The sequence below is a fragment of the Mycobacterium sp. TH-M103 genome, from assembly GCF_057473785.1.
Genome location: NZ_JBYCLG010000136.1, coordinates 1 through 16790, shown reverse-complemented (window position 1 = coordinate 16790; position 16790 = coordinate 1). Strand labels below are relative to the sequence as shown.

Here is a 16790-nt window from a genome sequence, read left to right as displayed (position 1 = left end):
GCGGGAACGAACGGGAAGCGCTCGACCTCACGGCGCAGGCCGATGTCGCCGCCCGGGGGATCGAGCCGGAACTCGATGCGCCGGAACGACTCCGCCGAGGGGCGGTGGTGGCGCCGATTGTCGTCGAACGTCCCCATGCGCAGCCGTTCGGAGCGCAGCAGCTCGGTGTCGACGTCGGCGACGCTGTGCCGCTCCCCCCGCGGGAACCGCTCGGAGGACGCGAGCAACACGCCGTTCTCCCACACCATGGTCTGGCCGTCCCAGGCCAGATCGGTGGTCGATTCGCCCTCGCCCGCGGCGGCATAGACGTAGGCGGCCAGGCACCGCGACGACGCCGAACGCGCCAGCAGGCAACGATCCTCGGCGCGCCCGATCGTGATCGGGCTGCCGGACAGGTTAGCCAGCACCGTCGCGCCCGCCAGAGCCGCCTCCGCGCTGGGCGGAATCGGCACGAACATGTCCTCGCAGATCTCGACGTGCAGCACGAAGCCGCGCAGATCCGACGCGGCGAACAGCAGGTCGGGACCGAATGGGGCCTCGACCGGGCCGGCGGGGCCGCCGATGCGGATGGTGCCGCGCTCGTCGTCGCCGGGCGCGAGCTGGCGACGCTCGTAGAACTCCCGGTAGGTGGGCAGGTAGGACTTGGGCGCCACGCCGAGCACGGCACCCCGGTGGATCACCACCGCGGCGTTGTAGATGCGGTGCCGGTGCCGCAGCGGCGCGCCAACCACCAGCACGGGCAACAGCTCGGCCGAGGCCGCCACGACCTCGGCGAGGCCCGCTTCGACGTCATCGAGCAGCTGGTCCTGCAGCAGGATGTCCTCGATCGAATAGCCGGACAGCGTCAGCTCGGGGAAGACGGCCAGGCCGACGCCCTCGTCGTGGCATTCACGGGCCAGCCGCAACACCGACGCGGCGTTTGCCGCGGGATCGGCCATCGTGGTGTGGTGGGTGCACGCGGCGACGCGGACGAAGCCCTGACTGTAGCTGTTGTAGAAGTCCATCGCTTTCCCATTCTCGCCCAGGCGGTGTCAGCGCCGGTTTGCCGGGTACACGTTGCCCTATGAGTGACACCGCCGTCTTGGTCGTCGACATGATGAACACCTATCGGCACCCCGACGCCGAAGAACTGATACCCAATGTCGGCAACATCATCGAGCCGCTGTCCGGACTGGTCCGCCGCGCGCGCGAATCCGACCCCGAATCCGGCGGTGTCGACCTGATCTACGTCAACGACAACTACGGCGACTTCAGCGCGGAGTTCTCCGACATCGTCGAATCCGCGCTCAACGGCGAACGGCCCGACCTGGTGAAGCCGATCGTGCCGGCCGCGGGCTGCCGGCTGTTGACCAAGGTCCGCCACAGCGTGTTCTTCGGGACGGCGCTGGAGTATCTGCTGCACCGCCGCGGCACCAAGCGGGTGGTGTTGACGGGGCAGGTCACCGAGCAGTGCATCCTCTACAGCGCGCTCGACGCCTACCTGCGCCATTTCCAGGTCGTGGTCCCCACCGACGCGGTCGCCCACATCTACGAGGAGTTGGGTGAGGCGGCTCTCAAGATGATGCAGCGCAACCTGTCCGCGGAGCTCACCACCGCGGCGGAGTGCCTGAGCTGACCATCCACGGCGAGCGTGCGCACAATGCCGCCCGCAACGGCGTGTCGCCGTGCAGGCGCGCACGCTCGCGAAGCGCGCGGGGCCGCTAACCTCGAAGAGGTGATGGCCCGCGCAGAATCGCCCGAGTTGGTCGCGCTGCTGGCCGGTCGCCGCGTCGCCGTGCTCACGGGTGCGGGAATCTCCACCGACTCCGGCATTCCCGACTACCGGGGGCCCGATTCACCGCCGAGCAATCCGATGACCATCCGCCAGTTCACGTCGGATCCGGTCTTCCGGCAGCGTTACTGGGCGCGCAACCACGTCGGGTGGCGCCACATGGCCGACACGCTGCCCAACGCGGGCCATCGGGCGCTGGCCGCGCTCGAGCGCGCGGGCGTCGTCGCCGGCGTGATCACCCAGAACGTCGACCTGCTGCACACCAAGGCCGGCAGCGTCAACGTGATCGACCTGCACGGCACCTACGCGCGGGTGGTCTGTTTGGGCTGCGGCCACACCATGAGCCGAGCCGCGCTGGCCGACGAACTCGAGGCACTCAATCCCGGCTTCCTGGCGCGCGCCGGGGCGCTCGGCGGCCTGGCGGTGGCTCCCGACGCCGACGCCGTCGTCGCCGACACGACGACGTTCCGGTACCTGGACTGCCCGCGCTGCGGCGGCATGCTCAAACCCGGCATCGTCTACTTCGGCGAGAGCGTTCCCGAACACGTTGTGGCCCAGGCCTATTCGCTGATGGAGCGGGCCGAGGCCCTGCTCGTCGCCGGTTCGTCGCTGACCGTGTTCTCCGGCTACCGATTCGTGCGGCGCGCCGCCGCGCTCGGCGTTCCGGTCGCCATAGTCAACCGGGGACGCACCCGCGGTGACGACCTGGCCGACGTCAAGGTCGAGGGCGGGTGCTCGGAGTTGCTGACGCTGCTGGCCTGCGAACTGGGCGGGGCGGTGGCGCCACTTCCAAACCCTTAGAAGTCGCAGGGCATGCTGCGGATGGCGTGGATGAAATTGCCCGGCACGTACGAGGGATCCCCCGCCTGGATGTCGGGCAGCTGGCGCAGCAGTTCCCCGAAGATGGCGCGCAGCTGCGCCCGGGCCACATGGGCGCCCAGGCAGAAGTGCACCCCGCCGCCACCGAAACCGACGTGCGGATTGGGATCGCGGCCGAGGTCGAAACGGTCCGGACGGTCGAACACGTCGGTGTCCCAGTTGCCCGACGGGTAGAACATCACCACCTTCTCCCCCGCCGAGATCTGCTGGCCACCCAATTCGAAATCCATTGCGGCCGTGCGGCGGAAGGTCATCACCGGGGACGCCCAGCGGATGAACTCCTCGACCGCGGTGCCGATGCGGTCCTCGAACGCCACGTGCAGCCACTGTCGCTGGGCGGGAAAGTCGGTGAGCGCCTTCATCGCGTGGCTGGTGGTCTGGCGGGTGGTGTCGTTGGCGGCCACCGAGAGCAGCACGAAGAACGCGGCCACGTCCGCGTCCGTGAGCCGGTCGCCGTCGACCTCGGCGTTAACCAGGGCGCTGAACAGGTCGTCTCCGGGCCGGGCGCGGCGCTCGGCAGCCAGTGCGCCGGCGGCCTGGTGCAGGTACATCTGGTTCTCGACCAACACCTGCATCGGGTCCCGGCCGTCGAGGTAGACGGGGTCGGCCCACGACACCAGCGCGTCGGCGGCCTGCGCGACCCGCTCCCGCTCGGACTCCGGGATGCCCACCATGTCCGACAGTGTGCGGATGGGCAGTTGCTTGGCGCAGTGCTCGACGAAATCGACGCCACCGCCGGCGGCGCGCAGCTCGCCGACGATGGCGTTGGCGTTCGTCCGGATCGAGTCCTCGATACGGCGGACCTGCCGTGGGGTGAAGGCGGCGCTGACCAGTTTGCGCAGCTTGGTGTGCCGCGGCGGGTCCATCGCCAGGAAGGACTGCGAGGCCTCGAGCAGGTCCACGGGGATGTTCTCGAACATCACCCCCTTGCCGGACAGGAAAACCTCGTTGCCGCGGCTGACCGTGACGATGTCGGCGCGCCGGGTGACCGCCCAATAGCCGCGGTCATCGGGGTCGTGCATCAGCGCGTCCTGGACCGGGGGATGCCAGCTCACCGGCCGTTCGGCGCGCAGCACAGCGAACGAGCGTTCCCGGTCCGCGGCGGTCGTGGACCAGAACGCGCGCGAGGACAGATCGATCGGGTCGTAGGCGCGGTTCGTGCCGGGCTTCCCTGCCATCACCGTCATCGTCGAGGCCTTCCTATGACGCCAGTCACACCATGATCCCGACACTATGCCTAGACATTATGTCTAGTCAAGGCGTCGATCGGGTGGCTATGCTGGGCGAATGCCGTCGGTCACCCGCAAACCGCAGGGCCGGCGCGAGGAGGGCCGCGAGCAGCGGCGGGAGCGGATGGAGCGTCGGCTGCTCCACGCCACCGACCGGCTGATGCGCGCCGGCGCCAGCTTCACCGAACTCAGCGTCGACCGGCTGTCGACCGAGGCCGGCATCTCGCGCGCGAGTTTCTACGTCTACTTCGAAGACAAGGGCCACCTGCTCCGTCGCCTCGCCGGGCAGGTGTTCGCCGACCTGGCCGCCGGCGCCGAACGCTGGTGGGACGTGGCCTGGCGGCACAATCCCGAGGACGTGCGCGCCGGCATGGCCGGCATCATCGACGCCTATCGGCGCCACCAGCCGGTGCTGGTCGCGCTCAACGAGATGGCCGGCTACGACCCGTCGACGGCCCAGACCTACCGCGAGTTGCTGACGGCCGTCTCGCAGCGACTCACCGGTGTCATCGAGGAAGGACAGGCCGACGGCTCGATCCGCCGGGAACTTCCCGCGGCCACCACCGCCAACGCGCTCACCTGGATGGTCGAGCGGGCCTGCCAGCAGAACCTGCCCGACCAGCCCCCGGACTACGACGCGGAGCTTGCCGCCACGCTCGCCCAAATCGTCTGGGGCGCGTTGTATCTCAAAGCCTTCGCGGCGGGATGAGCGCTCGGGTGTGACGGGCGCAACTTAGCTAGCGCCCTAACTATTAACGTACGATGTATTTATGGCCCAGTCCGCGCCGGAGATCGACCCGCTGGCGCTCGAGCAGCAGGTTTGTTTCGCGCTGAGCATCACCAACCGCGCCGTCCTGGCCGTCTACCGGCCCCTGTTGGAGCCGCTGGGGCTGACCCACCCGCAGTATCTGGTGATGGTCACCCTCTGGGATCACCAGAAGGCATCGTCGGTGCGACAGAAGCCGTTGGCGGTCAAGGAGATCGCGGCCACCCTGCAGATGGACTCGGCCACACTGTCGCCCATGCTCAAACGCCTGGATGCGCTCGACCTGATCACCCGCACCCGAAATCCCGCCGATGAGCGTTCCACCGCGGTGCAACTCACCGACCGCGGCATCGCCCTGCGGCAACGCGCCAAGGATGTCCCGGCCGCCGTCGTCGCACGACTGGGCGTCGATGTGGCCGAACTGCAGCACCTGCACCGGGTGCTGACCCGCATCAACTCCGCGGCCCTGGCCGCCGGCGCACTACAGTCCTCAAACCCCCGCCCCTAGGAGCCACGATGGCCAGCGACAAACCCAACCTGTTCCAATACATCGCCTACTCGTACGGCCGGTGCCTGCCGGTGTCCATGCGCGCCTGGGTCGCCGACGACCTGGCGGGCCCGGGCGCGGTGCGCCGGCACATGATGCGGTGGGCGATACCGCCGCTTTTCGTCCTCGCACCGTTCTGGCTGCTGCCCGCTTCGCTGTACGTGCACACCGAGATGACCGTGCCGGTCTACATCTGGGCGCTGCTGGTCTCGCTGGCCCTGAACAAGGTCTGGCGGCGGCACCGGCTGGCACAGCACGGCCTCGACCCGAACCTGGTCGACGTGATCAAACAAGAAAAGCAGGCGGAGATGCACGAGGACTACGCGCGCCGTTACGGACCGCGCCCCGAATCGGCCGCATGGCAGGCCAACAGCAACCCCTTCAACTGACCGGCCCGTTCACCGCGACGAGGTCATCGGCGTGCACCGCGGGCCGGCGCAGTTCGTCGGGCAGCGCCGAAGTCGAGCGACCCATCATCGTGGCCAGTTCGGAGGCGTCGTAGGCGACCACCCCGCGGGCCACCATCACCGCATCCGGGCCCCGCAGTTCGACGACGTCGCCGGCGTAGAACCGGCCCGACACCGCGATCACACCGGCGGCCAGCAGCGAGCGGCGCTGGCCCACCACCGCCCGCACCGCGCCCTCGTCGAGGGTCAGCGCGCCGGTGGCCTCGGCGGCATAGCGCACCCAGAACCGGCGGGCCGACATGCGATTGGGCCGGGCGGCGAACACCGTGCCGGCCGAGGCGTCGGTGAGCGCGGTCGCAGCGTCGGACGCGGCGGCCAGCAGCACGGGAACCCCGGCGTCGGCGGCCAGCAGCGCCGACGACATCTTCGACACCATTCCGCCGGTGCCCAAGTCGCTGCCCGGGCCGGCGACCACGCCGGCCAGGTCCGCCGCACCGGACACCTCGGGAATGAACCGGGCGCCCTCGGTCTTGCGGGGGTCGGCGTCGTAGAGCCCGTCGATGTCGGACAACAGCACCAGCGCCTCCGCACCCACCAGATGGGCGACCAGGGCCGACAGTCGGTCGTTGTCGCCGAACCGGATCTCGTTGGTGGCCACCGTGTCGTTCTCGTTGACGATGGCCACCGCGTGCAACGCCCGCAGCCGGTCCAAGGTGCGCTGGGCGTTGGTGTGCTGGGCGCGCATCGAGATGTCGTGCGCGGTCAGCAACACCTGCCCGACCGTGCGCCCGTACCGAGCGAACGCCGCGCTCCAGGAGCTCACCAACGCGACCTGCCCCACGCTGGCCGCCGCCTGTTTGGTCGCCAGATCTTTTGGGCGCCTTGACAGCCCGAGCGGTTCGATGCCCGCGGCGATGGCGCCCGAAGACACGATGACGACGTCGGTGCCGGCCTTCATCCGCGCCTCGATGGCGTCGGCCAGCCCGGCCAGCCGGCCGGCGTCGAACACACCGGACGGCGTGGTCAAGGCGTTGGTCCCGACCTTGACCACCAGGCTGCGGGCGGACCGGATGGCGTCGCGGTGCTCGCTCACGAGTCGTCACCGCGTTCGCGCCTGCGGCGCCGGGCGGCCTTGCGTTCGTCGGCGCCGACGCGCTCGGTGCGCTCCAGCCGCGCGTCGGTGCCCCTTCCGGACATGGGAACCTGCCGCCCGGCGGGCGTCTGCGGCTCCCAGTCGAACGTCATCTCGCCGATCGTCACCGCGCACCCCGGAGTGGCGCCCAGCCGCAACAGCTCGTCCTCGACGCCCAGGCGGGCCAGGCGGTCGGCGAGGTAACCCACGGCCTCGTCGTTGTCGAAGTTGGTCTGGCCGATCCAGCGCTCGGGCCGCGCGCCGGTGACGACGAAACCGCCCTGTCCGTCGGGTTCGACCGTGAAGCCGCTGTCGTCGACGGGGACCGGCCGGATCACCGGCCGACGCGCCACGGCGGGCGGTCGGGCGGCGCGGTAGGCCGAGATCATCTGCCAGAGCCCGAAGATCAACGGCTGCAGGCCTTCGCGGGTGACCGTGGAGACAAGGAACACCGGCCAGCCCCGCTCGGCGATCTCGTCGCGGACGAACTCGGCCAGCTCACGGGCCTCCGGGACGTCGATCTTGTTGAGCACCACCGCGCGGGGTCGTTCGGCGAGGTCGCCCAGCGCCGCGTCCCCCTGCAACGTCGGCGTGTAGGCGGCGAGTTCGGCTTCCAGCGCGTCGATGTCGGAGACAGGGTCGCGACCCGGTTCGGCGGTGGCGCAGTCGACCACGTGCACCAGCACTGCGCACCGCTCGATGTGCCGCAGGAAGTCCAGGCCCAGACCGCGGCCCTGCGACGCGCCGGGGATCAGGCCGGGCACGTCGGCGACGGTGAACGCGTGTTCAGCGGCCGAGACCACACCGAGGTTGGGGACCAGGGTGGTGAACGGGTAGTCGGCGACCTTCGGTTTGGCCGCCGAGATCACCGACACCAGCGAGGACTTTCCCGCCGACGGGAACCCGACCAACCCGGCGTCGGCGACGGTCTTGAGCTCCAGCGTCAGGTCGCGGGACTGGCCGGGCTCGCCGAGCAGCGCGAAGCCGGGTGCCTTGCGGGCCCGCGACGCCAGCGCGGCATTGCCCAGACCGCCGCGGCCGCCGGCGGCGGCCTCGAAGCGGGTGCCCACCCCGACCAGATCGGCCAGCAGGCGGCCGTTCTCGTCCAGCACGACGGTGCCGTCGGGAACCTTGACCTCCAGATCCTCGCCCGCGGCGCCATCACGGTTGTTGCCCATCCCCTGCTTGCCGGACGGCGCGGTGATGTGCGGCCGGAAATGGAAGTCCAGCAGGGTATGCACCTGGGGATCGACGACGAACACGACGCTGCCGCCGCGGCCACCGTTACCGCCGTCGGGACCGCCCAGCGGCTTGAATTTCTCGCGGTGGACCGACGCGCAGCCGTTACCGCCGGAGCCGGCCCGCGTGTGGACGACGACGCGATCGACGAACCGGGGCATCGAAGATCCTCTCACCTACCCCGGCAACCAGTTGACCCGAGATCGACGTTTCGGGGCTGCACGCTGCCCGGGAAAGCCGGGCGTCCGCCCGTCAGGCCTCCGCGATGATGCTGACCGTCTTGCGGCCCCGCTTGATCCCGAATTCGACCGCGCCGGCCTCCGTGGCGAACAGCGTGTCGTCGCCGCCACGCCCGACGTTGACGCCGGGGTGGAACTTGGTGCCGCGCTGACGGACCAGGATCTCGCCGGCCTGGACGACCTGGCCGCCGAACCGCTTGACGCCCAGCCGCTGAGCATTTGAGTCGCGGCCGTTGCGCGAGCTGGAAGCACCCTTCTTGTGTGCCATGTCTGCCGCCTTCGCTACTTGATTCCGGTGACCTTGAGGACCGTCAGCCGCTGACGGTGGCCCTGGCGCTTGTGGTAGCCGGTCTTGTTCTTGAACTTGTGGATACGGATCTTGGGACCCTTGGTGTGTTCGAGCACCTCGCCGGTCACCGCGACCTTGGCCAGCGCCGCGGCGTCGGTGGTGACGGTGGCGCCGTCGACCACGAGCGCGACCGGCAGCGACACCTGGGCGCCGGGCTCGGACTCGAGTTTCTCGACTTTGACCACATCCCCGACGGCGACCTTGTACTGCTTGCCGCCCGTCTTGACGATTGCGTAGGTCGCCATCGTTGCTCCTGCCTCTTTCTCGCCTCTGTTTTGCCGCGCTTCGCGCGCATGCCGCCGACGGTGTGCGTGGTGGGTCTGGGTGCGGGACCGTGCCGATCGCCCGGAAATCCCGCTCTAGCCGGGCCGGTCTGCTCGCCCCGCCCGGTGACAACTGACCAAGGGTACGTGACCAGCGGCTACAGGGTCAAACCGACCGGACGCACTCCCTCATCAGTCCAGCTGGATCGGCGGGCCTGCTGGCCGGCCCGCCGCACGTCGCCGCCGTGGACGGCGGGCAGCCCACGCGGTGTCGTCTTCGTCGTCGGAGTCGTCCTCGTCCTCGTCCTCGGAGTCGTCCTCGTCCTCGGAGTCGTCCTCGTCCTCGGAGTCGTCCTCGTCGTCGGAGTCCAGATCCTCGTCTTCGTCCTCCATGTCGAGGTCCTCGTCGTCGCCGAGGTCCTCCTCCTCGTCGAGATCTTCCTCGTCGTCGCCGTCGTCGAAGTCCTCGCGGTCCATGTCGTCCGGGCCGGCCGCGCGCCGCTGCTCGGTCGGCTCACCGACCTCGCCGTTGAGCTCCTCGCCCGAATCGTCGGATTCGTCGTCGTCGCGCCCGGCGCCGGACGACCCCGCCGCCATCGCCTTGAACATCGGATGCTCGCCGGGAGCGTGCACGGGCACCTTGGCCACGGCGGGCTGGCCGGAGGGCTCCTCGGACCGGTTCTTCCTCGATCGCTTGCCTCGCCGACCGCCGGATTCGGATTTGCGCCCGTTGGCCGGCACCGAGTCCACCGGGTCGGCGTGCAGCAGAATCCCGCGACCACCGCAGTGCGGGCACGAGCTGGAGAACGCCTCGACGAGGCCCGTTCCCAGCCGCTTGCGGGTCAGCTGCACCAACCCCAGGGAGGTCACCTCGGACACCTGGTGGCGGGTGCGGTCGCGGGCCAGCGCCTCGGTCAGCCGGCGCAGCACCAGGTCACGGTTGGACTCCAGCACCATGTCGATGAAGTCGATGACCACGATGCCGCCGACGTCGCGCAGCCGCAGCTGGCGAACGATCTCCTCGGCCGCCTCCAGGTTGTTCTTGGTTACCGTTTGCTCGAGGTTGCCCCCGGAGCCGGTGAACTTCCCGGTGTTGACGTCGATGACCGTCATCGCCTCGGTGCGGTCGATCACCAGTGTGCCGCCCGAGGGCAACCACACCTTCCGGTCCATCGCCTTGGCCAGCTGTTCGTCGATGCGGTGCACCGCGAAGACGTCCGGGCCCTCGGCGCTGGCGGGCTCGTATTTGGTCAGCCTCGAAACAAGCTCGGGCGCAACGGAATCGACGTAATCGTTGATCGTCTTCCACGCGTCGTCGCCGGAGACGACGAGGCCGGAGAAGTCCTCGTTGAACAGGTCGCGGATGACCTTGACCAACACGTCGGGCTCTTCGTAGAGCGCGACCGCGGCGCCGGCGGCCTTCTGCTTGGTCTCGGCCGCCTTGGCTTCGATCTGGTTCCAACGCTCCTGAAGGCGCGTGACGTCCTTGCGGATCTCTTCCTCTTTGACGCCCTCGGACGCGGTGCGGATGATCACCCCGGCGTCCGACGGCACCACCTCGCGCAGGATGTCCTTGAGCCGTTGGCGCTCGGTGTCGGGCAACTTGCGGCTGATCCCGGTCGACGACGCGCCCGGCACGTAGACCAGGAAGCGCCCCGCCAGCGACACCTGCGTGGTCAGCCGCGCGCCCTTGTGCCCGACCGGGTCCTTGCTGACCTGGACCATGACGTAGTCGCCGGGTTTGAGCGCCTGTTCGATCTTGCGGTCCGACCCGCCGAGTCCAGCCGCCTCCCAGTTGACCTCACCGGCGTAGAGCACGCCATTGCGGCCACGACCGATGTCGACGAAGGCCGCCTCCATCGAGGGCAGCACGTTCTGCACGATCCCGAGGTAGATGTTGCCCACCAGCGACGCGGAGGCGGCCGACGTCACGAAATGCTCGACGACGATGCCGTCCTCGAGCACCGCGATCTGCGTGTAGCGCGCGCCGGGGTGCGGTGGTTCGGTGCGGACCCGGTCACGCACCACCATGACGCGCTCGACGGCCTCGCGGCGCGCCAGGAACTCGGCCTCGGTCAGCACCGGTGGGCGGCGCCGCCCCGCGTCGCGCCCGTCACGGCGCCGTTGCCGTTTGGCCTCCAGCCGGGTCGAGCCGTCGATACCCTTGATCTCACCGCCGCCACTGCCGTTACCGGAACCGTCGGAGCCCTTGCCGCCGCGCGAGGGACGCTCGTGCACAACCGTATTCGGCGGGTCGTCGGGCGAAGACGACTCGTCGTTGTCGTCGCCGGAACCCGATTTGCGGCGCCGCCGCCGGCGTCGGCGGCGGCTGCCGCCCTCCGAGGAACCGTCGTCACCGGCGTCACCGTCGTCGGAGTCGTCGGAGTCCCGGTCGTCGGCGTCGTCGGAGTCCCGGTCGTCGGCGTCGCCGTCTTCGCCCTGGCCCTCGGGCCCGCCCTGCTCACCGCGGCCGCGGCCCCGGCCGCGGCGGCCACGACGACGGCGGCGGTTGGCCGGTCGATCGCCCTGCTCGTCGTCGTTGTCCTCGGAGTCGGTGTCGTCGGAGTCGTCGTCCTCGCCGACGGCTCGCTGCCCGGTCTCGACCGGCTGCGGCGCGACGAACAGCGGCATGTAATGCGGACGGTCAGCGGCGGTTTCGGCGCCCTCGGTGCCTGGTGCGGGCTCGGCCTCCGCCGACGGCGGTTCGTCGACGACGTCCACCGGGGGCTTGGCGAACAGCAGGTCGCGCACCCGCAGCGCATCCTCGCGGTCCACGCCGGACTGCACATTGCGCATCTGCCCGTCGATGGTGACGAGGGCCTCCAGCACCTCCTTGTTAGTGCTGCCCAGCGCCCGCGCCAGCTGATGAACCCTCAGGCGGTTCGGCAGGTCCTCGGGCGACGTCGGCTCGCGTGATGTGTCTGAAGTTGGGGCACCGTCTACCACGTAATCTCCTCAAGCCCCCGGGCGCGTCATTACGACGCGGCCACGCGAGGGCTGCGCTATGTGTCCGGGTCACTTCTCCCGGACTTGTCAATGGCCTCGCCCCGAGCGGCTCGTGTCGAACCCACTCGGCGCCGTGCTGAATGACGGCCTGACATGCTGCGCCAGATCACGTGACGGCGATTGTCGCGCTTGTCCAAGTCTTCATCCGGGTGTCCGACGCCGGTCCGGCGACGTTCACCCGGTGCCAGTATCCCACATCACGCCGCGGAACCGACGACCCCCGAGCTTTAGGATCGCTACGCGTCGGGAAACCACAGCGCGATCTCGCGCTTGGCCGAATCGGCCGAATCCGAGCCGTGCACCAGATTGAACTGCGTCTCCAGCCCGAAATCGCCCCGGATCGTGCCGGGCGTGGCCTTGTCCACCGGGTCGGTACCCCCGGCGAGCTGCCGAAACGCGGCGACGGCCCGCGGTCCCTCCACGATCGCGGCCACCACCGGGCCTGAGGTGATGAATTCCAGCAGGGACCCGAAGAACGGCTTGCCTTCGTGTTCGGCGTAATGCCGGGCGGCCAGGTCCTGGTCGACGGAGCGGAGTTCGAGCGCCGCGATGGTGAGGCCCTTACGCTCGATGCGGTTGATGATCTCGCCCACCAGCCGGCGCTCGACGCCGTCGGGCTTGATCAGTACGAGAGTCCGTTCGGTCACTTTCCAGAGCGTACAGAACGGGGCAACGCTCACTCCGGCGGCGGTCGCCGCGGCAGATCCTCAGCCTGCCGCCGCCGCACCTCGGCACGAAAGTAGGCGATCAGCGCCCACACCCCGGCGAATACCACCCCGATGAACCCGATCCCCGGGTAGACGAAGACACCCGCGAGCAGCACCGCCTGCACGCCGAGATTCGCCCAGATCGCCCAGGGCCGGCGCTGTAACCCGGCGAGCAGGATCAACAGCGTCGCCAGCCCGACCAAGTATCCCAGCGACACCGCGGTGAACCCGGCGCCGACCATGCCGACGACCGGTATCGCCAGCAGCACCACGATCGCCTCCAGGATCAGCGTCGCGGCCATCACCGCGCTAAATCCCTTCCACGGGTCGGGCTGTGCGTTCTGGGGCGCCTGCCCGCTCATTCGGGATCACGCCCGAACAGGGTCCGCGCGGCTCCGGCCGTGACCACCGAGCCGGTGACGACGATCCCCGTGCCGGAGAACGCTTCGCTTTCGCCCTGCGCCTCTCCCCGCAACGAAGCCTCGTCGACCAGCGCGGTCGCGACGTCGACGGCGTCGCGCAGGTTCTCGGCGGTCGTCACCCGATCCGGCCCGAACACCTGGCGCGCCGCCAGCGCCAGCGAGTCGACATCGAGCGCGCGCGGCGACCCGTTGTGGGTCACGACGACGGAATCGAACGCCAGCTCCAGCGCGGCCAGGATTCCGTCGACGTCCTTGTCGGCCAGCACACTGAGCACACCGACCAGATAGCGGAAGTCGAACTCGCCGGACAGGGTCCGCGCCAGCGCGGCGGCGCCGGCTGGGTTGTGCGCGGCATCGATGAACACGGTGGGCGCGCTGCGCAGGCGTTCCAGCCGGCCCGGGCTGGCGACGGCGGCGAAGCCGGCGCGGACGGCGTCGATGTCGAGCTGGCGCTGTGCGCCGGCTCCGAAGAAGGCCTCCACCGCCGCGAGCGCCACCGCGGCGTTGTGCGCCTGGTGCTCGCCGTGCAGGGGCAGGTAGATGTCGGAATACACCCCGCCCAGACCCTGCAGCTGTAGCATCTGCCCGCCGATGGCGACCTGGCGGCCCAGCACCGCGAACTCGGAGTCCTCGCGGGCCACGGCGGCATCGGCCCGCACGGTCTGGGCCAGCAGCACCTCCATCGCCTCGGGTGCCTGGCGGGCGATGATCGCGACGGTGTCCGGCGCACCTTCGGGGGCTTTGGTGATGATGCCGGCCTTCTCCCCGGCGATCGAGGCGATATCGTCACCGAGATAGTCGACGTGGTCGATGCCGATCGGGGTGATGACGGCAACCGGCGCGTTGACCACGTTGGTGGCGTCCCAACGACCGCCCATGCCCACCTCGATCACCGCGACCTCGACCGGCGCATCTGCGAAGGCGGCGAACGCCATGGCGGTGAGCACTTCGAACTTGCTCATGGCCGGTTCACCGGCGGCCTGCGACTGCGCGTCGACCATCTGGACGTACGGCTCGATCTCGCGGTAGGTCGCCACGTACTGCGCCGGGCTGATCGGCTTGCCGTCGATCGCGATGCGTTCGACCGCCGACTGCAGGTGCGGGCTGGTGGTGCGGCCGGTGCGCTGGTGCAGCGCGGTCAGCAGGGCGTCGACCATGCGCGCCACCGAGGTTTTGCCGTTGGTGCCCGCGATATGGATCGACGGATAGCTCTGCTGCGGCGAGCCCAGCAGGTCCAGCAGCGCGCTGATCCGGGTCAGGCTCGGTTCGATTTTCGTCTCGGGCCAGCGTTGGTCCAGCAGGTGCTCCACCTGCCACAGCGACGCGATCTCGTCCGGGGTGGGTGCGGCGTCGCCGGCCGGTCCCCAATTGGGCTGTTCCGTCATTGCAGCCCGGCCAGCCGAGCGGTGATCCGCTCGGCTTCCTCACCGGCCACCCGCTGGCGGTCGCGAATCTTGTCGACGACGTGCTGCGGCGCCTTGGCCAGGAACTCCGCGTTGTCCAGTTTCGCGGCCGTCGAGGCGAGCTCCTTTTGCGCTGCGGCCAAATCCTTTTCGAGGCGCCGGCGCTCTGCTGCCACATCGATGGTGCCGGAGGTGTCCAATTCGATCACGTGGACGTCGTCCATGCCGGAGCCCAGCGAAACCTCCAGCGAGGCCGTGGGACTGAACCCGGGACCGGGCGCGGTCAGCGAGGTCACGGCCCGCACTTCCGCGCTCAGCTCTCCGCCGCCGGCCAAACGGGCCGGCACCTTCTGCCGATCCGCCAGACCCTGATCGCTGCGGAACCGTCTGATTTCGGTGACGAGCTTCTGCCTGTCTCTGATCCGTTGCGCCGCAATCGGATCCAGGGCGATTCCCGAGGGCTGCGGCCACTCGGCGACCACCAGCGACCCCCGGTTGGTCAGCGCCTGCCACAGCGCCTCGGTGACGAACGGGATCACCGGATGCAGCAGCCGCAGCAACGTATCGAGCACCGCGGCCAGCACGGCGGTGGTATGCGTGAGGCCGTTCGCGAGCTGCACCTTCGCCCACTCGACGTACCAGTCGCAGAACTCGTCCCACGTGAAGTGGTAGAGCGCCTCGCAGGCCTGGCCGAACTCGTAGCCGTCGAACGCCGAATCCACCTCGGCGCGAACCTCTTCCAGCCGTCCCAGGATCCATCGGTCGGTGTCGGTGAGGTCGGCCGGGTCCGGCAGCGGGGCCGGACTGGCGCCGTTGAGCAGGGCGAACCTGGTGGCGTTGAACAGCTTGGTGACAAAGCTGCGCGATGCCCGTACGGCGTCTTCTCCGACGGCCAGGTCGCTGCCGGGAGCGGCGCCGCGGGCCAGCGTGAACCGCAGCGCGTCGGCCCCGAACTCCTCCACCCAGTCCAGCGGGTCGATGACGTTGCCCTTGGACTTGCTCATCTTGCGCCCGGATTCGTCGCGGATCAGGCCGTGCAGGAAGATGTCGGTGAACGGCACCTGCGGTCCGCGGCGGCCACCGAGGGTGAGGACGTCGTCGCCGCCGACGAAGGTGCCGAACATCATCATCCGGGCCACCCAGAAGAACAGGATGTCGTAGCCGGTCACCAGAACGCTTGTCGGATAGAACTTTTCCAGCTCCGGGGTCTTCTCCGGCCAGCCCAATGTGGAGAACGGCCACAGCGCCGACGAGAACCAGGTGTCCAGCACGTCGGGATCCTGTTGCCAGCCCTCCGGGGGCGTCTCGTCCGGGCCGACACACACCTGCTCGCCGTCGGGCCCGTACCAGATCGGGATGCGGTGGCCCCACCACAGCTGCCGCGAGATGCACCAGTCGTGCATGTCGTCGACCCAGGCGAACCAGCGCGGCTCGAGGCTGGCCGGATGAATCACCGTGTCGCCGTTGCGGACCGCGTCACCGGCGGCCTTGGCCAGCGATTCGACCCGGACCCACCACTGCAGCGACAGCCGCGGCTCGATCGGCTCGCCGCTGCGCTCGGAATGCCCGACGCTATGCAGGTAGGGCCGCTTCTCCTCGACGACCCGGCCCTGGGCCGCCAGCGCCTCGCGCACCGCGACACGCGCCTCGAAGCGGTCCATGCCGTCGAATTGTGTTCCGGTGCCGGTGATCCGGCCGCTGGTGTCCAGGATGGAGATCATCGGCAACTCGTGTCGCAGCCCGATCTCGAAGTCGTTCGGGTCGTGTGCGGGCGTGACTTTGACCGCGCCGGTGCCGAATTCGGGGTCGACATGCTCGTCGGCGACGACGATGAGCTGGCGGTCCACGAAGGGGTGCGGCAGGTGGGTGCCGACCAGGTGCCGGTAGCGCTCGTCGTCGGGATGGACCGCGATCGCGGTGTCACCCAGCATCGTCTCGACCCGCGTGGTGGCGACCACGATGTGGGGTTGGGAGTCGTCCGGCGAACCGTACCGGAACGACACCAGCTCGCCCTCGACGTCGAGATAGTTGACCTCGAGGTCCGAGATCGCGGTCTGCAGCACCGGCGACCAGTTGACCAGCCGCTCGGCCCGGTAGATCAGCCCGGCGTCGTAGAGCCGCTTGAAGATGGTCCGCACCGCGCGCGACAGGCCCTCGTCCATGGTGAACCGGTCGCGGCTCCAGTCCACGCCGTCGCCGAGACGGCGCATCTGGGTGCCGATGGCGCCGCCCGACTCGCGCTTCCAGTCCCAGACCTTCTCGACGAACAGCTCACGGCCGAGGTCTTCCTTGGTCTTGCCGTCGACCGCGAGCTGCCTTTCCACCACGCTCTGGGTCGCGATGCCCGCGTGGTCCATGCCCGGCTGCCACAGCACCTCATACCCCTGCATGCGCTTACGGCGGGTCAGGGCGTCCATCATGGTGTGTTCCA

The 16790-nt window shown here is 69.5% G+C and carries 16 protein-coding genes; 5 read left to right on the top strand and 11 right to left on the bottom strand.

Going from position 1 to position 16790, the window contains the following annotated elements; all coding sequences use genetic code 11:
• On the bottom strand, positions 1 to 1004 hold a 1004-nt coding region (locus tag AC2VOR_RS07725; RefSeq protein WP_486963531.1), incomplete at its 3' end, for a nitrilase-related carbon-nitrogen hydrolase.
• A 59-nt stretch (positions 1005 to 1063) separates the two neighbouring features.
• Between AC2VOR_RS07725 and AC2VOR_RS07720 the strand changes: the two genes are divergently transcribed.
• Both AC2VOR_RS07720 and AC2VOR_RS07715 read left to right on the top strand, forming a co-directional pair.
• Positions 1064 to 1615 carry a cysteine hydrolase family protein gene (locus AC2VOR_RS07720; RefSeq protein ID WP_486963530.1) on the top strand — a complete coding sequence of 184 codons (552 nt, stop codon included), beginning with the start codon at positions 1064 to 1066 and terminating at the stop codon, positions 1613 to 1615.
• A gap of 102 nt (positions 1616 to 1717) precedes the next feature.
• Positions 1718 to 2572, top strand: a complete 855-nt coding sequence (locus tag AC2VOR_RS07715; protein ID WP_486963532.1) for an SIR2 family NAD-dependent protein deacylase — start codon at positions 1718 to 1720, stop codon at positions 2570 to 2572.
• Here AC2VOR_RS07715 and AC2VOR_RS07710 read toward each other — a convergent pair.
• Positions 2569 to 3837, bottom strand: coding sequence for a cytochrome P450 (locus AC2VOR_RS07710; RefSeq protein WP_486963529.1), 1269 nt, complete (start codon positions 3835 to 3837; stop codon positions 2569 to 2571). The two genes, AC2VOR_RS07715 and AC2VOR_RS07710, sit on opposite strands and share 4 nt — an antisense overlap.
• 100 nt (positions 3838 to 3937) lie before the next feature.
• On the opposite strand from AC2VOR_RS07710, the gene AC2VOR_RS07705 reads away from it, so the two are divergent.
• The 3 genes from AC2VOR_RS07705 (at position 3938) to AC2VOR_RS07695 (ending at position 5581) form a co-directional block, all read left to right on the top strand.
• Positions 3938 to 4588, top strand: a complete 651-nt coding sequence (locus AC2VOR_RS07705) for a TetR/AcrR family transcriptional regulator (RefSeq protein ID WP_486963528.1) — start codon at positions 3938 to 3940, stop codon at positions 4586 to 4588.
• A gap of 61 nt (positions 4589 to 4649) precedes the next feature.
• Positions 4650 to 5153, top strand: coding sequence for a MarR family winged helix-turn-helix transcriptional regulator (locus AC2VOR_RS07700; protein WP_486963527.1), 504 nt, complete (start codon positions 4650 to 4652; stop codon positions 5151 to 5153).
• 8 nt (positions 5154 to 5161) lie between these two features.
• Positions 5162 to 5581: a DUF5313 domain-containing protein gene (locus tag AC2VOR_RS07695; protein ID WP_486963526.1), complete on the top strand. Its 420-nt coding sequence runs from the start codon at positions 5162 to 5164 to the stop codon at positions 5579 to 5581.
• On the opposite strand, the gene proB is transcribed toward AC2VOR_RS07695, so the two are convergent.
• From proB to AC2VOR_RS07650, 9 genes are all read right to left on the bottom strand, one after another.
• Positions 5574 to 6692, bottom strand: a complete 1119-nt coding sequence (proB, locus tag AC2VOR_RS07690; RefSeq protein WP_486963525.1) for a glutamate 5-kinase — start codon at positions 6690 to 6692, stop codon at positions 5574 to 5576. The two genes, AC2VOR_RS07695 and proB, sit on opposite strands and share 8 nt — an antisense overlap.
• Entirely contained in the window at positions 6689 to 8131 is a 1443-nt protein-coding gene (gene obgE, locus AC2VOR_RS07685) for a GTPase ObgE (RefSeq protein WP_486963524.1), read from the bottom strand. The genes proB and obgE overlap by 4 nt, the downstream gene beginning before the upstream one ends.
• Before the next feature lie 91 nt (positions 8132 to 8222).
• Complete coding sequence (gene rpmA / locus AC2VOR_RS07680; protein ID WP_486963523.1) at positions 8223 to 8477, bottom strand: 50S ribosomal protein L27; 255 nt, start codon at positions 8475 to 8477, stop codon at positions 8223 to 8225.
• A gap of 14 nt (positions 8478 to 8491) precedes the next feature.
• Complete coding sequence (rplU, locus tag AC2VOR_RS07675; RefSeq protein WP_486963522.1) at positions 8492 to 8803, bottom strand: 50S ribosomal protein L21; 312 nt, start codon at positions 8801 to 8803, stop codon at positions 8492 to 8494.
• A gap of 210 nt (positions 8804 to 9013) precedes the next feature.
• Complete coding sequence (gene rne, locus AC2VOR_RS07670; protein ID WP_486963521.1) at positions 9014 to 11767, bottom strand: ribonuclease E; 2754 nt, start codon at positions 11765 to 11767, stop codon at positions 9014 to 9016.
• Between the two features lie 296 nt (positions 11768 to 12063).
• Complete coding sequence (gene ndk, locus AC2VOR_RS07665; protein ID WP_486963520.1) at positions 12064 to 12474, bottom strand: nucleoside-diphosphate kinase; 411 nt, start codon at positions 12472 to 12474, stop codon at positions 12064 to 12066.
• A 29-nt stretch (positions 12475 to 12503) separates the two neighbouring features.
• Positions 12504 to 12896 (bottom strand): DUF4233 domain-containing protein, encoded by a 393-nt coding sequence (locus tag AC2VOR_RS07660; RefSeq protein WP_486963519.1) that lies wholly within the window; start codon positions 12894 to 12896, stop codon positions 12504 to 12506.
• Positions 12893 to 14341, bottom strand: coding sequence for a bifunctional tetrahydrofolate synthase/dihydrofolate synthase (gene folC, locus AC2VOR_RS07655; protein ID WP_486963518.1), 1449 nt, complete (start codon positions 14339 to 14341; stop codon positions 12893 to 12895). Before folC ends, AC2VOR_RS07660 begins: the two co-directional genes overlap by 4 nt.
• A partial coding sequence (locus tag AC2VOR_RS07650; protein WP_486963517.1) for a valine--tRNA ligase occupies positions 14338 to 16790 on the bottom strand: 2453 nt, incomplete at its 5' end. The genes folC and AC2VOR_RS07650, both read right to left, overlap by 4 nt.

Bases quoted from the DNA above. Each gene is read 5' to 3' on its own strand.
- AC2VOR_RS07720 (WP_486963530.1), top strand. From the start codon at position 1,064: ATGAGTGACACCGCCGTCTTGGTCGTCGACATGATGAACACCTATCGG.
- AC2VOR_RS07715 (WP_486963532.1), top strand. From the start codon at position 1,718: ATGGCCCGCGCAGAATCGCCCGAGTTGGTCGCGCTGCTGGCCGGTCGC.
- AC2VOR_RS07710 (WP_486963529.1), bottom strand. From the start codon at position 3,837: ATGACGGTGATGGCAGGGAAGCCCGGCACGAACCGCGCCTACGACCCG.
- AC2VOR_RS07705 (WP_486963528.1), top strand. From the start codon at position 3,938: ATGCCGTCGGTCACCCGCAAACCGCAGGGCCGGCGCGAGGAGGGCCGC.
- AC2VOR_RS07700 (WP_486963527.1), top strand. From the start codon at position 4,650: ATGGCCCAGTCCGCGCCGGAGATCGACCCGCTGGCGCTCGAGCAGCAG.
- AC2VOR_RS07695 (WP_486963526.1), top strand. From the start codon at position 5,162: ATGGCCAGCGACAAACCCAACCTGTTCCAATACATCGCCTACTCGTAC.
- obgE (WP_486963524.1), bottom strand. From the start codon at position 8,131: ATGCCCCGGTTCGTCGATCGCGTCGTCGTCCACACGCGGGCCGGCTCC.
- rpmA (WP_486963523.1), bottom strand. From the start codon at position 8,477: ATGGCACACAAGAAGGGTGCTTCCAGCTCGCGCAACGGCCGCGACTCA.
- rplU (WP_486963522.1), bottom strand. From the start codon at position 8,803: ATGGCGACCTACGCAATCGTCAAGACGGGCGGCAAGCAGTACAAGGTC.
- AC2VOR_RS07660 (WP_486963519.1), bottom strand. From the start codon at position 12,896: ATGAGCGGGCAGGCGCCCCAGAACGCACAGCCCGACCCGTGGAAGGGA.
- folC (WP_486963518.1), bottom strand. From the start codon at position 14,341: ATGACGGAACAGCCCAATTGGGGACCGGCCGGCGACGCCGCACCCACC.